General features: G+C 41.4%; 11 protein-coding genes. 4 read left to right on the forward strand and 7 right to left on the reverse strand.

Annotated elements, in window-relative coordinates; all coding sequences use genetic code 11:
• Positions 1-609: 609 nt before the first annotated feature.
• The 3 genes from HEQ36_RS16505 to HEQ36_RS16515 all read right to left on the reverse strand — a co-directional run bounded on the left by HEQ36_RS16505 (position 610) and on the right by HEQ36_RS16515 (position 5219).
• Positions 610-1143: a transposase gene (locus HEQ36_RS16505; protein WP_039201037.1), complete on the reverse strand. Its 534-nt coding sequence runs from the start codon at positions 1141-1143 to the stop codon at positions 610-612.
• Between the two features lie 549 nt (positions 1144-1692).
• Positions 1693-2097, reverse strand: a complete 405-nt coding sequence (locus HEQ36_RS16510) for a hypothetical protein (RefSeq protein ID WP_039201042.1) — start codon at positions 2095-2097, stop codon at positions 1693-1695.
• 95 nt (positions 2098-2192) lie between these two features.
• Positions 2193-5219 carry a valine--tRNA ligase gene (locus tag HEQ36_RS16515; RefSeq protein ID WP_168636983.1) on the reverse strand — a complete coding sequence of 1009 codons (3027 nt, stop codon included), beginning with the start codon at positions 5217-5219 and terminating at the stop codon, positions 2193-2195.
• Positions 5220-5542: 323 nt separating this feature from the next.
• On the opposite strand from HEQ36_RS16515, the gene HEQ36_RS16520 reads away from it, so the two are divergent.
• Entirely contained in the window at positions 5543-7789 is a 2247-nt protein-coding gene (locus HEQ36_RS16520; protein WP_168636982.1) for a DUF1796 family putative cysteine peptidase, read from the forward strand.
• A gap of 125 nt (positions 7790-7914) precedes the next feature.
• On the opposite strand, the gene HEQ36_RS16525 is transcribed toward HEQ36_RS16520, so the two are convergent.
• Together HEQ36_RS16525 and HEQ36_RS16530 are read right to left on the reverse strand one after the other, a co-directional pair.
• The gene (locus tag HEQ36_RS16525) at positions 7915-8619 is read right to left on the reverse strand and encodes an HNH endonuclease (protein WP_168636981.1); all 705 of its coding nucleotides are present in this window, start codon (positions 8617-8619) and stop codon (positions 7915-7917) included.
• A gap of 31 nt (positions 8620-8650) precedes the next feature.
• Positions 8651-8896 carry a helix-turn-helix domain-containing protein gene (locus HEQ36_RS16530; RefSeq protein WP_168636980.1) on the reverse strand — a complete coding sequence of 82 codons (246 nt, stop codon included), beginning with the start codon at positions 8894-8896 and terminating at the stop codon, positions 8651-8653.
• Between the two features lie 182 nt (positions 8897-9078).
• On the opposite strand from HEQ36_RS16530, the gene HEQ36_RS16535 reads away from it, so the two are divergent.
• Positions 9079-9963, forward strand: coding sequence for a DNA cytosine methyltransferase (locus HEQ36_RS16535; RefSeq protein ID WP_168636979.1), 885 nt, complete (start codon positions 9079-9081; stop codon positions 9961-9963).
• A 196-nt stretch (positions 9964-10159) separates the two neighbouring features.
• Here the strand turns inward: HEQ36_RS16535 and HEQ36_RS16540 are convergent, their stop codons facing one another.
• Positions 10160-11650, reverse strand: coding sequence for an acyl-CoA synthetase (locus tag HEQ36_RS16540; protein ID WP_168636978.1), 1491 nt, complete (start codon positions 11648-11650; stop codon positions 10160-10162).
• 833 nt (positions 11651-12483) lie between these two features.
• Here HEQ36_RS16540 and HEQ36_RS16545 point away from each other — a divergent pair.
• Both HEQ36_RS16545 and HEQ36_RS16550 read left to right on the forward strand, forming a co-directional pair.
• Positions 12484-13416, forward strand: a complete 933-nt coding sequence (locus HEQ36_RS16545; RefSeq protein WP_168636977.1) for a UDP-glucuronic acid decarboxylase family protein — start codon at positions 12484-12486, stop codon at positions 13414-13416.
• Positions 13417-13496: 80 nt separating this feature from the next.
• Positions 13497-14888 carry a UDP-glucose/GDP-mannose dehydrogenase family protein gene (locus HEQ36_RS16550; RefSeq protein ID WP_168636976.1) on the forward strand — a complete coding sequence of 464 codons (1392 nt, stop codon included), beginning with the start codon at positions 13497-13499 and terminating at the stop codon, positions 14886-14888.
• Positions 14889-15072: 184 nt separating this feature from the next.
• On the opposite strand, the gene HEQ36_RS16555 is transcribed toward HEQ36_RS16550, so the two are convergent.
• Positions 15073-15867: a DUF2993 domain-containing protein gene (locus tag HEQ36_RS16555; protein ID WP_168636975.1), complete on the reverse strand. Its 795-nt coding sequence runs from the start codon at positions 15865-15867 to the stop codon at positions 15073-15075.
• Positions 15868-16107: the final 240 nt, after the last annotated feature.

Here is a 16107-nt window from a genome sequence, read left to right on the forward strand (position 1 = left end):
TTGATTCCAGCGCGTATCTCCTTTTTGTAACTCTGATTTTATACAGGTTTGCGATCGCCGTTCTCTAATGGATGAATAATTGATACCTGCTAAAGAGGTTCATTTCACCAAGCGATCGCTTTCAAGATCAACAAAGCATATCTCAATTGCCGCCACTCTAGACGACAAAAGGGTATTTGATCTGACGGGGGGACAACGTACCTTGAAACCAAGACCCTGTAACCATTTCAATCTTGTTAGACATAAAAAGATACAGATCAATTTCCACCCTTATTGATTCTATTGTCAATAATCTCGGTCGGAAAATCCTATTTTACGTTGGTGTTAATCTTAAAATTGGTTTGATCTTTTTAATAGACCTACCTTTTAAATCCTTGCAATACAAGCTTTTCAGCTATGTTTGTCCCCCCGTCAGGTATTTGATAGACTAAATGAATATCGCCTGACTTGTTGGTATAGTTCTATATATCTTTTTGCTGGCATTTCTCAAGTATATTCTTTCAGGGCGATAGCGAAACGCTGCTGCAAGCAGTTCGCTCGCCAATTTTCGCTCGTTCCTCGTTCCTAGTCTCCGACTAGGAATGCTATCAAGAGGCTCTGCCTCACCCCTCACAAATCAATCAACTCAACCTCTAATAAACCTGGTAATTCCATATAATTGTGATAACTAGAATAACGCCAATGAGATGGTTCATCAACATAACCACGACGCACCGGATTATTATGAATATATTCTAATTTTTGGATAAACATTTCTTCATTAGCAATTGCCTGGGGATGAAAACCTTCTTGCCAAAGTTGATATTCTTGTTTGGTTTTATGTTTTAATTTATAAATTTCTAGTTGCTTCAGTGTATATTCAGCATTATTTTTCTCAAGTAAATCAATAATAGAACGAGCAGTGAATGATTTAAAATTGCCTATTTCTTTAGATAAGTTAGCAGCAGCAGCGATAAGATGCAGATGATTTTCCATGATGACGTAACCATACAATGTCAACCGCTGCTGACGTTGGAGAAAGTTAAGGGAATTTAAGATAATTTGGACAATTTCCATGTTGCCAAATAATGGCATCCAATTGATTAATGTGCAGGTGAGGAAGTGCGGTTGAGTTCCTAATACATGATAGCGACTGCGTCCCATTGTATTTCTTTGATTGATATTGGTATGGAGGTTGAGGCAGAGCCTCTATGATGGCATTCCCAGTCGGAGACTGGGAACGAGAAATCGGAGACTGGGAACGAGAAATTGATTAATGTGCAGGTGAGGAAGTGCGGTTGAGTTCCTAATACATGATAGCGACTGCGTCCCATTGTATTTCTTTGATTGATATTGGTATGGAGGTTGAGGCAGAGCCTCTATGATGGCATTCCCAGTCGGAGACTGGGAACGAGAAATCGGAGACTGGGAACGAGAAATTGATTAATGTGCAGGTGAGGAAGTGCGGTTGAGTTCCTAATACATGATAGCGACTGCGTCCCATTGTATTTCTTTGATTGATATTGGTATGGAGGTTGAGGCAGAGCCTCTATGATGGCATTCCCAGTCGGAGACTGGGAACGAGAAGTCGGAGACTGGGAACGAGAAACGAGAAGTCGGAGACTGGGAACGAGAAGAGAAACGAGAAGATATGGCTAACGCCACGCTATCAGCAAGCCCTATTTATGCTTCAGTTTGTTTACGATTATTTCCTTAACGGTTGAGACTTTCTTTTAAAGCTTCAATTTGTTCACGACGGGCTTCTAATTCTAAACTACGACGGGCTAAATCTTGATTTTGTAAAGTTAAACTTTGTTGCCAATTCTCCATTTTTACCGCTTCTTGTTTGAGAAATTCAGGAGTAACTCCTGTAGAAAGATAGGTTTGCACTAAATTAATTACCCAGTCAGTGGCATCTTTAATTGTTTCAATTTCACCTTGAGGAGATAGTTCAACTAATACTAATAATTTATTAATTTTAGTGTTTCCCTTTCCTAAGAGAATTAACATTTCTTCCGAAATTGTCAGCCAAAAGTTTTTTGATTCTTGACGTGCTAATAAACGTAATTGATACTGATCTAAAAAATCATTTTTATGTATTTGGGCAAGATATAACATAATTGCTAAGGAATAGGTAATGGGTAATGGGTAATAGCGAATCTTTCCAATCACCAATTACCCATTATACTTATACTAAACTCAGGAAGCGATATCTACGATAATGTTTCCAACCGTATACGTAAAATTTCTGCTTGTTTTTGTGCTTCTGCTAAAGTCTCTCTTGCAGTCTGTACTACATCTGCGGGGGCTTTATCCACAAACTTAGAATTGCTTAATCTTGCACTTAAAGATTGGGCTTCTGCTTCGGCTTTTTGTAAGCTTTTCTCCAGTTTTGCACGCACAACTTCAACATCTACAACTCCTTTTAAAGGAATAACTACCTGTACAGTCCCGACAACACCAGCAATGGAATTTTCTTTTTCCGGGGGTGCAGTTGGTGGTAATTCTGGTGCAGTTGGTGTTTCACTGGGTGGAAAGTATTTTGCAAATAACTCTTCTCTTGCTTGGGCATTGAGTAAATAGCGGAAAGCAAACCAAACTACATAACCCAAACCAACTATTTCAAAGCCAGTTCCAAATATGGGAATATCTAAGGCAGTATTTCCCACAAATATAGCTACTTTTAAGCTAATAATGGCGACAATTGTTAAACCGATGATATTGATTCCACCCCAATATTTATTATTTTCGACTGTGACAATCTCTTGGGGAACAACAACAGGATTAGTATCAACAATTGTTAAATTTTCTACTTTGGCTAAATCTTGAATATAAGCCTGTCCAGCAGTGAGAATAAATCTTTCACTTGCGCTTTCAGTTTGTAAATTGGCAGTAATTTTTACCCCTGGTTTAATATCTGCTTCTGCCCGTAAATTACGAATTGTGCGAATTGTGCCAATTAATAAATCAAACTGTGTCTCTAAAGCTGAATCAATGAAATTTTCATCGGCTTCAGGATAGGATTGCAAGGGTAAAAGTTGGGGATTTTCGGCAGGTTGTTGGGTGAGAGTTTGCCAAATTTCTTCAGTAATATGAGGCATAAAGGGATGGAGTAATTTTAAAATCCCTTCGAGAATGTAAGCAATGATTTGTTGGGCTACTTTGCGAGATGCGGGTTCTGCATCTTTCTGTAATCTAGATTTAACTAATTCAATATACCAATCACAGAAATCACCCCAAATAAATTCATAAAGTCCTTTTGCTGCTTCCCCTAAACCATAATTGTCAATGTCATGATTTGTTTGTTTAACAACTTGGTTAAAACGGGAAACAATCCATCTATCACTTAATTCTGTGGGAACTGGTTGACCTAATTGGGCTGGAGTTTGTCCATCCAAATTCATCATCACAAATCGGGCAGCATTCCACAACTTATTGGCAAAATTGCGAGAAGCTTCGACAGAGATAGATTCATCTTTTTTGCGGTCATATTCTAAACGAATATCTTGACCTGCGCCCGCAACTTCCTTAATTAAGGTATAGCGTAAAGCATCAGTTCCATATTTGGCAATCAACAACAAAGGATCAATACCATTATTTGCTGATTTGGACATTTTCTTATTATTTTCATCCCTGACCAAACCATGAATGTACACAGTTTTAAACGGCATTTTTCCGGTAAAATGTGTTCCCATCATCGTCATTCTAGCTACCCAGAAAAAGATAATATCAAAACCAGTAACTAGGGTTGCTGTGGGGTAATATGCCGCTAAATCTTCGGTTTCTTCCGGCCAACCTAAAGTAGAAAATGGCCACAGTCCCGAAGAAAACCAAGTATCTAAAACATCGGGGTCTTGAACTAATTTCACATCTTCCCCAAATTGCAATTTGGCTTTTTGTAGCGCTTCTGCTTCATTGCGGGCGACAAAATAAGGTGTGGAGTCGGTAATTTCTCCTTCAGTTTCGCTGACAGCATACCAGGCGGGGATTTGATGCCCCCACCACAACTGGCGAGAAATACACCAATCACGCAGATTTACTAACCAATCACGATAAACTTTAGACCAGCGTTGGGGGACAATTTCGGGGGAATCTTGGTTATCAAGGAAATCTAAAGTTTTATCAGCCAGGGGGCGGATTTTGACAAACCATTGGGTAGAAAGCAGAGGTTCAACAGGGACTTTTCCGCGATCGCTATAAGGTACTGTATGTTTATATTCCTCAACTTTGACTAAAACGCCCTCAGCATCTAAACGGGCTACCAAATTTTTCCGCGCCACAAAGCGGTCTTGACCTTGAAAATCACCGGCATTTTCATTGAGTGTGCCGTCCTTATTCATAATATTAATGAAGGGCAAATCATGGCGTTTACCCATTTCAAAATCATTGGGGTCATGGGCTGGAGTCACCTTCACGCAACCTGTTCCAAAGGTCGCGTCCACCAATTCATCACCAATAATCGGGATTTCCCGGTTCATAATTGGTAAAGTTACGGTTTTCCCAATCAGGTGTTTATATCTGTCGTCATGGGGATTAACCGCCACACCTGTATCACCTAACATAGTTTCGGGGCGAGTTGTCGCCACTTCCAGAAAGCCAGAACCGTCGCTGAGAGGATAACGGAAATACCACAGATTCCCATTTACCTCCTTGGGTTCTACTTCCAAATCAGACACCGCCGAACCAGAAGCGGGACACCAATTGACTAAATAGTTACTACGATGAATTAATCCCTCTTCATGAAGGCGAATAAATGCTTCTAAAACAGATTTTGATAAACCTTCATCTAAAGTAAAGCGTTCCCGCGTCCAGTCTACGGACACGCCTAACCGTTTTAACTGATTAATAATTGTCCCACCAGATTCCGCCTTCCATTGCCAAGCCCGTTCTAGGAACTTTTCTCGCCCTAAATCATGGCGAGTTTTGCCCTCGGCTTTGAGTTGCTTTTCTAAAATCGTTTGCACGGCAATGCTGGCGTGGTCAGTTCCCGGTAGCCACAGGGTGTTCCGTCCCTTCATGCGGTGATAACGCACCAGGGTGTCAATGATAGCCCCTTCAAAGGCGTGACCCATGTGCAAACTACCAGTCACGTTAGGTGGAGGGATAACGACGCAGTAGGGTTCGCCCTTGTGGTTGGGGTCAGCTTTGTAAACTTGGTTGTCTTCCCAGAATTTTTGCCATTTGGCTTCTGTGGAGAAGGCTTCGTAAAGACTGGGGAGATTAGGAATAGTTACGGTCATGCTGGGAATATTAATTTTATTACAACTTTACTAAATTTTGCCACAGGCTTGGAAAACCTTGGTCATCTGTTGGCAATTTTAGATTTTAGATTATCGTAGTTTTCATGTATTTAGACCACACTCTTGATTCCTCTTTGCGTCTTTGCGCCTCTGCGTGAGACAAAAAAATGTGGTTCATTTACCCGAAAATCGCTGTAAAAAAATTTGGTACAAATGCACATATTTTTTATCCTCACTAGGTATTCTATGTGATAGTCTGTCAAGGTATTTGCCAGGATTCCGCCTTTACGCATAGCATTGTACACCTAAACCAGCAGAAACATATGTATCAATTCCAGGTTAGTGCTTCCACACAAACTGGTGAATCCATTGGTATCGTCGGTTCTACTCCCGAATTGGGATTGTGGGATATTACCAAATGTGTTCATCTTCGGACAAGTGGCGATTGCTATCCTTTATGGTGGACAGATCAAGAAATTGACATCCAATCGTCTGATAATTGCCAAAGAGTTGAATACAAGTATGTACGCATTGATGCCAAAGGACGGGGACAATGGGAAGCTATAGGTGCAAACCGTTGGCTACCAATTAACAGTGAAGAACAATCCCGGACTATTGTTGTGGATGATGGTGCTTATGGTTATTTACAGCCCTATCCCTTTGGATATTTTCGGGATGTTACTGACAATAAACCCATTGCAAAAGAGTCAGACGGTCTGAAAATTGTCGTGATTGGCAGTTCTGTGTCCTTGGGCTATAAAGCTTGGTTATTGAGAGGTTGGGCTTGGTTGTTGGCAGAGGATTTGCAGCAAAAATATGGACATCAAGTAATTAATTTATCAGAATCGGGCGCAAATGTCAGCAGAACGATCGCTCGATTCGCCTCAGTTGTCACCCCAGAACAACCGGATATAGTAATTATTGCCTTATCTTTGGGTAACGAAGGGTTAGCTTATTGCCCTCCTCACGAACGCCGCGCAGTACAGCGACGTTTTGAAAGTGGCTTGCAGCAGTTGGTAAAAATGACCCGGAAACTGGGCGCACGTCCAATTTTAGGAGGAGTCTATCCCAATGGCGATTTTTCCCCTGAACATCATTGGTTGTTGAAAGATACACACAACCGAATGTTGAATTGGGGTGTGCCGGTTTTGGATTGGTTAGCACCATTAGATAATGGTCAGGGACGCTGGCAAGAGGGAATATCCTTTGACCCATCTCACCCTAACACCATCGGTCACAACCTGATGTATGAGGCCATAGACCTGCGCCTCTTCCAAATTGAAAAAGACGAATTAGCAAAAGAAAAACAACGCTTCTGGCAACCGAACGAAGTTCCCATCTATCTTGATAACGCAGGTTTCTATATCTGTGCATCTATCGAAGACAAGAGTTTGCGGATTAAAAATCCATCAAAATATAGTTATACCATTGCTGCTTATTGGCAAGAATTACAAACTGTTCTACAAAATAAGGCAGGATTAATCCCCGGTATTTACATTGCCAAAAATACCGAACCAGGAATACTCCCCTTCTTTGCTGTGCAAGAGAATGGAACTATCTCCACAACCCTAAATATTCCCCCTGGCGCTGACTTGGAATATAGTGCGGCTTTCAATCTTTTTGCACCGAATAACTCCCAGGTTTTATTCTATGATGGGCATCTGGGGATTTTACAAAAAGACGAACATCACATCTGGATTATCAACGAATCAGATAATGAGTACAATATCCAGCCGATGTGGACGGAGATCCGCAAAGCATTAAAAGCTATACCATCGGGTGTATATGAAGATCCCCTTCAACCCGATGCACCTTTTCGCACCATGATGATTGGTAAGCATGGGTTAGAAAGTCGGGTGAAAGCGCCACCGAAATCAGCAGTATTTTTGGAATACAAATGCAAATTATCGGATATTAGCCGTGTGGCTATTTTGCCGTTGGGCGATCGCTGTGCCGTCCGCATGATGTTGTATAAGATGGAGTACGATGGTCCAGCTTTTCCCTTTGATTTGACCCGCACGACCAAGATAGCAGATATTGCAGATATCATCGAAAACCGTTTTTATGATATGTGGAATCCTCATTTGCTGCATTACAATTCCGAGGAACACAGAATTTATCATAGCAAATGGGGCGGTCTATCCTTTGCCCATGAAGTTGAGGATACGGAAGACCCTGTTAACGATATGTCTCCCATCCATGAACGGATGCGAGTGCGGTATACGGCACGTTCGGAAAGGTTTTGGTATGCCCTCGATCATTGTGACGAGGTGCTGTTTATTCGCACAGGAATCGCTGACCGAGGTGGAGTAATTGATCTGTTGAATAAGTTGGAAAAACAATCTCAGGGTAAACCTTTTCAACTGTTGATTATTTCTCCCCAATCTGCTGATGAGTTTTCAAATTTGTCTAATGTATTGCATTACAATTTCGAGTTTAATCCTGATCGAATGTATGACGATTTAGAACATTGGATGTATTGTACAGATGTGATGAAAGGGATTTTAGAATCTCTGGAAGTGTCCAGTAAAAACCTGTTTTGGTGTCCACCAAACCCACAGAAGAAGTAAATAAATATTTGGCGTTGCATTTTGAAGTTTGAAATTGTGAGTTTTCCAATTTCATGTTTCAATTTGGCAACGTCAAATATCTATGTTAAACTCGTGGGCAATTCCTCTAAATAACCATTTATATCTTAGGTTAAATAGTTGTCTATCATTTCTCGAATAAGCTCATTTATACTAATACCGCGCTGAACAGCAAGTTCTCTCAACTCTAAAAGATCATGATTAGAAAGCCTGAGTGGAGCAAATTTATCTGGAAATGCCCATCCACATATTTGACAATCCAGAATACAATTTCTGCAAGATAATCTCTTAAAAAGATTACATTCTGAGCATAAAGCCTGTAGATTATCTAAATTATCACTACCTCCTCTAGTCCTGGGTATTTTGTGATCTTTGTTTATTCCCGCAGCTTTGTCTAAATCTATTTGGCATACAGCACACTTATTTTCAGATGAGTTAAGAATACCTTGCCATAAGGTTTTATTTAATGCTTTTCGTGGTAAACGCCTTGTGCCAATTTCAGTGTTGAGAAGTTGATATCGAATTGATTTAGCATTACCTCTTTTTTGTAATCCCAGAAGAGCTTCATCACCCATTAACTCTCTCATTCTCTTTGCAACATCTGAATAAGGGGTTCCTTGATATTGCCCATTTAACCTTCTATAGTCATCTATTGCGCTGCGAATAATGTCTAACTTGATTTCTGGACCTGGTAGCTCAGTTCCTGGAGGCCACAAAATTTCCAAAGTAATTTTAAAGTATTCCTTGTGAACAGGAATACACTTGAAGTTCTCATAAACATACTGCAACCAATGCTCACGTTCGTTTGCCATTACTTACACTCAAAATTAAAACTCTGTAGCCTTAACCCTCTGCAATGCTACACTCACCCCGCAAAAGCCATTCTGGTGTAACTTTTAACAGACGAGCAAAAGCCTCTAACTCAAAATCTTTTACGCCGCGTTTCTGCCGCTCAATTTCAGAAATGTCTGATTGGTCAAGCTTGATGTGAAAATCGACTTGCAAAGCAGCGGCTAAGTCGTTCTGATCCCATCCAGCTTGTTCACGAGCTTGCTTTATTCTGGGTCCACTAATATTTGCCTTCTCCATTTTTGAGATTTTGAATACAACCAGTCATCGTATGTCAAGCCCAGTTTAATTTGTAGACGATTTTCGTCTAACATTGGAAAATGCAATACAGATAGACTTAAAATGTGTTATCTTTTTCTGTGAAGAGGCTTGTGAAAACTTTTTCTTGTAAAGTGCGGTAGAACCTATATGGTAAATTGATAATGAAATTTGCTTCATTCTTTGCTGGTATCGGAGGATTTGATCTCGGTTTTGAGAGAGCAGGCATGAAAGCAGTATTTCAATGTGAAATAGATGATTTCTGTCAAAAAATTCTAAAGCGTCATTGGCCTCACGTACCAATTTATGAAGATATCAGAACACTCCAATCAACAATTATCCCTACCTCTGATTTATGGTGTGCCGGGTGGCCATGCCAAGACATCAGCAGCGCGAACAAAGATCGAGAAGGAATTGCCGGATCACGCAGCGGCTTATTCTACGTCTTTATGCAACTTGTTAAAGAAGTTCAACCAAAATGGTTGGTCTTGGAAAATGTCCCGGGCTTACTCTCGTCCGGGAACGGAAAAGACTTTGAGGCAGTTATCGACACGCTTGAAGAGAACGGGTATTTGGGCGGGTGGTTATCGTGTAACGCTCGACATACGGGCTTGCCCCACAACAGGGATAGATTATTCATTATCGCAAGTTTTAAGTCAGACCTTGCCCATAACATCTTTACTAACAGCAGCGAATTGTTTAGGGATTCTAAGACGCGAAAACCGGGCAAGTCGGAAGTTGGACAAGAATTTTGTGAAGGCTTTATCGGAAACACTCCGCTTGTGGTTCAACGTCGCGGTGGTTTCGGATATACCATGGCAAAAAATGTCTGCCCCACGTTACGTGCCCAAACTGGAAAACATCAAGGAGGTCATTCAGACCGACCAATACTATGTGGCCAGAAACTTGACGTGGACAGAGTGGGAAAAACTGATGGGCTTTCCTCCAGGATGGACGGTCGCAGAGGGAGACTCCTTGGTAACGCCATTGTCCCCATCATCTCAGAATGGATTGGTCAAAAAATCCTAGAAATTGAGAAATTAAGTTAATCTGTTAACGCAAAAAACTAATCTAAGAAGTTATTAGTGCGATCGCTCCTCATGATAACAAATGTCTTGATTGTCAAGCTATCGCTCTTCTTGTAGCTTAGATTGACAAAAGAAAACCCAACGAATAAAGGTTTCTACCGCGTAGCAATGCTGCAAGCGATCGCTGATTTTGTAGAGTGCGTTAATTATCGGCTCTTTATCCTGCCTGAAATAGTTCAACCACCTGCGGCTTAGTTACTTTCCCCATAGCATTACGGGGTAATTCATCAACTATCAAAATTCGAGTGGGAATCTTATAAACTGCCAATTGTTCCTTTGCCCAACTCCTCAAAGATTCTAATGTCAATTGACGTTGTGGTAGTAATACTAACGCTGCACAAACTCGCTCACCCCATTCTAAATCTGTCACCCCAACTACTGCACATTCTTGAATATCTGGATGAGTTCTTAACACTTCCTCAATTTCCAAAGCTGAAACCTTATACCCTCCTGTTTTAATGATATCAACGCTCATCCGTCCTAAAATACGATAGTTGTCATTCTCGACTATGGCGGTATCTCCAGTACAAAACCAGCCGTCTCTAAATGCCTTTTCTGTTGATTGGGGGTTTTGCCAATATTCTAAAAACACTCCAGGGCTTTTAACTTGAATTTCTCCTGGTATTCCTGGTGGCACTAATTCTCCATTTTCATCTACTAATCTAACTTCAACTTGTGGTAAAGGTTGACCCACATATCCTGCGTATCGTTGACCATGTAAAGAGTTGGATAGCGCCATACCAATTTCCGTCATTCCATAGCGTTCTAGGAGAAAATGACCGCTAATATTCTGCCACTTTGCTAATACTTGCACTGGTAAAGCTGCTGAACCAGAAACCATCAGACGCATTTTTTCACATCCTGCGGTCATGGTTTTTTGGCGTTCCTGAGTATCATTTTCCCAAGCAGCAATTAATTTTACATAAATTGTTGGTACTGCCATAAATAGGGTTAAGTTACCCTCACAAATCCGATTCCATACAGTTTCAGCATCAAATTTGCTTAATATATGACATTCCGCACCAGCCCATAAAGCACAGGTCAGGACGTTGATAATCCCATGAATATGATGTAATGGTAATATATTTAGGATGCGGTCATCTGATGTCCATTCCCAAGCAGTAATTAAGCTAGTTACTTGCGCTTGAATATTGTCATGAGTTATCACCACACCCTTGGGTTTACCTGTTGTTCCACTGGTATAGAGAATTAATGCCCGTCTTTGAATATCTATATTTGGTAGGGTAGTAACATGATCTGGGAGTGTTGCTGAGGTGAGAATAAAGCGCAAATTTTTTTCAGTAGCAAGCGATAGCAGTATATCCTCAAATTGGGGATGGACAACAATAATTGATGCTCCCGAATTAGTAATCACATACTCCAATTCTGGACGGGGGTGAGAAACACATAACGGTACCGCTATTCCCCCAGCCCGCCAAATTCCCCACTGAGTGGCTACATACTCAAACCCAGGGGGGATAAGAAAAGCAACTCTCTGTTCTTGTAAGTCTTCTGTATCCTTCAGCAGACCTGTGGCAATTAGCCCAGAGATGTGGAGTAAATCACTATAGCTAAATACGTCTTCACCTGTAACAATTGCTATTTTTTTGTTATGCTTTTTAGCATGAGTAATCAAAGGGAGATTCACTTTTCTTTACCAATTTATCTATGATTGTTTACTTAGGGACTTCCAATTAAAAAAATACCCAAAAATTTCTTGTGGTGCGGGACGAAAAGCCCACTAATCATCAAGGACGGGCAGGATGCCCATCCCACAAAATTGGGTAATTTATTTTTTGGTGTTCCCTTAGCAATACCTTGTCCAAATTAGAAAAAGCCTTGATTTGTAGGATTGGATTGAAGCATGAAACCCAACAAATGCGTTGGGTTGCGCTGTCGCTTAACCCAACAAAGCAGAAAATGGACAAGGTATTGGTGCAAGGAATAAGCATGGAAACTATTAAAAACCTATCACGTTTCAGATTCGAGACTCCTGATAATTCTGACTCCTGACTCCTGAACTTCTAGCGCTCATAGACAACTTTTTCAGCAAACCCTACTTATGGTTGCTTCTAAGTAGTGAGACAGAATTAATTACACAATGTTATTGCATTAGCGAAGCATGGCTTTAGCCATATGGAATGAAGTGAAATGAAGCAATTCCAAGGGTTGTGATTGCTTCCCTTCGCTGGCAATGACTGTAAATGTTTAAGAATGTAAGGGTTTAAATGTCATGAAACCTTAAAATGAGAATTGCTGAACTCAAAAGCCATACATAGCATTTCCTAATCATATCGAGTACATTATAGCCCCCTCCTTGCTTGCGGAGAGGAAGTTGGAGGTGGGGTGCTTGAACTTCGCTGAATTAAAAACCGCTATACAACAATTCTGAGATAAATATGCTTGTTTTTGTTGCCAACGTGGGTAATATACAACAACATGAAGTGCATACTAAAAGTAAATATTAGCAGAAGGAAAAATATGAGAATTTTAGTGACAGGCGGTGCTGGTTTTATTGGCTCTCATCTGATTGACAGATTAATGAATGATGGTCATGAAGTCATTTGTTTGGACAATTTCTACACAGGAAAGAAACATAATATCCTCCATTGGTTAGACAATCCTAATTTTGAAGTGATTCGTCACGACATTACCGAACCAATTCGCTTAGAAGTGGATCAGGTTTATCATCTGGCTTGTCCAGCGTCCCCTGTGCATTACCAGTATAACCCCATTAAAACTGTTAAAACTAACGTCATTGGCACACTCAATATGTTGGGGTTAGCTAAACGAGTTAAAGCTAGATTTTTATTAGCTTCCACCAGTGAAGTCTACGGAGATCCAGAAGTTCATCCCCAAACTGAAGATTATCGAGGCAGCGTCAATCCCATTGGCATTCGCTCATGTTATGACGAAGGCAAAAGAATGGCTGAAACCCTGGCATTTGACTACTACAGAGAGAATAAAGTCGAGATTCGCGTCGCCAGGATATTCAACACTTATGGACCGAGAATGTTGGAAAATGATGGGCGCGTAGTCAGCAATTTCGTGGCTCAAGCATTACGAGGTACGCCTTTAACTGTTTATGGTGAAGGTCAACAAACCCGGAGCTTTTGTTATGTTTCCGACCTAGTAAATGGGCTAATGCGATTAATGAATGGTGAACATACAGGACCTATAAATCTGGGGAATCCTGATGAATATACGATTTTAGAACTAGCTCAGGCTGTACAAAACCTGATTAACCCAGATGCAGAAATTAAATTTGAACCCCTACCTGCTGATGATCCCCGTCGTCGTCGTCCCGATATCACCAAGGCACAGACTTTGTTAGATTGGGAACCCACTATTCCTCTGCAAGATGGTTTAAAACTGATGATTGAAGATTTCCGTCAACGTTTCCAACAGGTTTAGCATTACGCCTTACCTAAAGGATCACCAATCATTGATTCACAACTGACAACTGACAACTATAAAAAACAGGGGTTTTAAAAATGCGTGTTTGCGTAATTGGTACTGGTTATGTTGGTTTAGTAACTGGTGCTTGTTTGGCTCATATTGGCCATGATGTAATTTGCATAGATAATAACGAAGAAAAAGTAAAATTAATGAAGTCTGGGCAGTCACCGATTTTTGAGCCAGGACTTTCGGAAATTATGCAGTCTGCTATTAATAGTGGCAATATTCAATTTTCTAGTGATCTCGCGGCTGGTGTTAATCATGGAGAAATCCTGTTTATTGCTGTGGGAACTCCTCCTTTGCCCAATGGTGAAAGTGATACTCGCTACGTAGAAGCGGTAGCTCGTGGTATTGGTGAAAATCTCAATGGTGGCTATAAGGTAATTGTCAACAAATCTACTGTCCCCATTGGTTCTGGTGACTGGGTAAGAATGATTGTTTTAGACGGGATTGCTGAACGTCAAAAAACATTGCTGGTATCTGGTGATACAGCTAGTGATGATAAATTATCGAAGATTGCTAATGATTTTGATGTCGTCAGTAATCCAGAGTTTCTCCGGGAAGGTTCAGCAGTTCATGATACATTTAACCCTGATCGGATTGTCTTAGGTGGCAATAGTCAACAAGCCACTGGCATGATGAAAGAACTATATGCGCCAATTGTCGAACGCAAATTTGCGGCTGATAAATCTTTGCCTCCTGTTCCAGTTTTGGTAACAGATTTAAGTTCGGCAGAAATGATTAAATATGCCGCTAATGCCTTTTTAGCCACCAAGATCAGTTTTATCAATGAAGTTGCTAATATATGCGATCGCGTCGGTGCGGATGTTACCCAAGTAGCAAAAGGCATCGGTTTAGATTCCCGTATTGGTAGCAAGTTCTTACAAGCTGGTATTGGTTGGGGTGGTTCATGTTTCCCCAAAGATGTTTCCGCCCTCATTCACACCGCTGATGATTATGGCTATGAAGCCCAACTCATGAAAGCTGCTGTCAGTGTTAACGAACGTCAACGCCTAATCGCCCTAGAAAAACTCCAACAAGCTTTAAAAATCCTCAAAGGTAAAACTGTGGGACTACTCGGTTTAACCTTCAAACCAGATACAGACGATTTACGGGACGCACCCGCACTCATGTTGATTGAACAACTTAACCGATTGGGAGCGAAAGTCAAGGCTTACGACCCCATTATTTCCCAAACAGGGATGCGTCATGGTCTTTCTGGTGTGTTAGTAGAAACCGACGCGGAAAGATTAGCAGATGGCTGTGATGCTTTGGTACTTGTCACTGAATGGCAACAGTTCAGCACTTTGGACTATGGGAAAATGGCAAAATTGATGAACCACGCGGTCATGATTGATGGTCGTAATTTTCTTGACCGTCAAGCAATGGTCAGGGCTGGATTCCAGTATGTGGGTGTGGGGAGGTAGGGGAGGTGGGGGGAGTGGGGGAGTGGGGGAGAAATTTCATTCTTCATTCTTCATTCTTCATTCTTCTGAACTCCTGACTGGGCGCAGGCCCTGCGCCCCTACATCCTGACTTCTGCTATAGAAATTAAATTGCCGCCCAGGGTCAACTAGGCGGCGTTAGTTTTTTGGCAATTTTTTCTCAATTTCAGGAACTGTGAGGAATTCTTTCTATTTCTGCATAACCACTAAAAATCAATCTTTGACCTTCTGTTTCTAAACGATTTAGTCGCATTTTTACCCCATCTAAATCAAAGCGATCTAAATCAACCATATTATCCAAAATTTCTACCAATGCCACACTTAAAGTCTGGGAAATTTCTCTTTGTGCTTCTGGAACTCCCTCAAGCTCAATCTTTGGTTCTTTGAAAGAAACCCGCCTTCTTCTTTCAATCCCAATACCGACAGTCATAGCTAGTGGTATGAGTTCGCCGTTGTTTAAATCAGCTTTAGCTACTAAATGCAAGCGATTTTCGGGTAATAGCTTGACCTCAACTTCGGTAAAAGAAATTGGTTCGCCACCAGATATGGCAATCAAAGTGGGTTCAGAAAGGTTAAGCAGGCGCTTTTTCACCAATTCTGACTCAAAAGCCCGATTAATACCTTCTTCTGATAGAATCACCTGAGCTACAGCCTGGGTAGGTTGTTTGAGGGTAAGTTTACCACTTAAAACCGAGCCGAAGTCAATGGCGACTGCATCGGTTTCAAAAGACATTTCCTCTACTGCGAAGTCTTTACGAATTACTAAGCCGCGACCGTTCATTTTAAAGCTATCAATGCTGCCTTGCAACAGTTTGCTGGAGGGATAGCAGCGCACAAAGACTTCTACCGACTCGCTCTGGGTAAACAGGTGGCGAATCGTTTGACTGGCGACTGTGTTGAGCATTCGCTCTCCCCAATCGGTGCTTTTCGTATCTGTTAAACCAGTAAGTCCGCCGAACATTAGGTTTTAGTCTCTAGAAGTTCTTTATATTTTTGTAACAAATTGTGAACAATTATGCAAGCGATCCCCTGATTTAATCTCCTAATGACTTAGAACAGGATAACTGATGGTTGATGGTGATTGGTGATTGGTCATTGGTCATTGGTCATTGGGAAAATTCTTTCTCCCCCCCCCCCCCCCCCCCCCCCCCCCCCCCCCCCCCCCCCCCCCCCCCCCCCCCCCCCCCCCCCCCCCCCCCCC

It is taken from the genome of Anabaena sp. 54, from assembly GCF_017355725.1.
GTDB classification, from domain to species: domain Bacteria; phylum Cyanobacteriota; class Cyanobacteriia; order Cyanobacteriales; family Nostocaceae; genus Dolichospermum; species Dolichospermum heterosporum.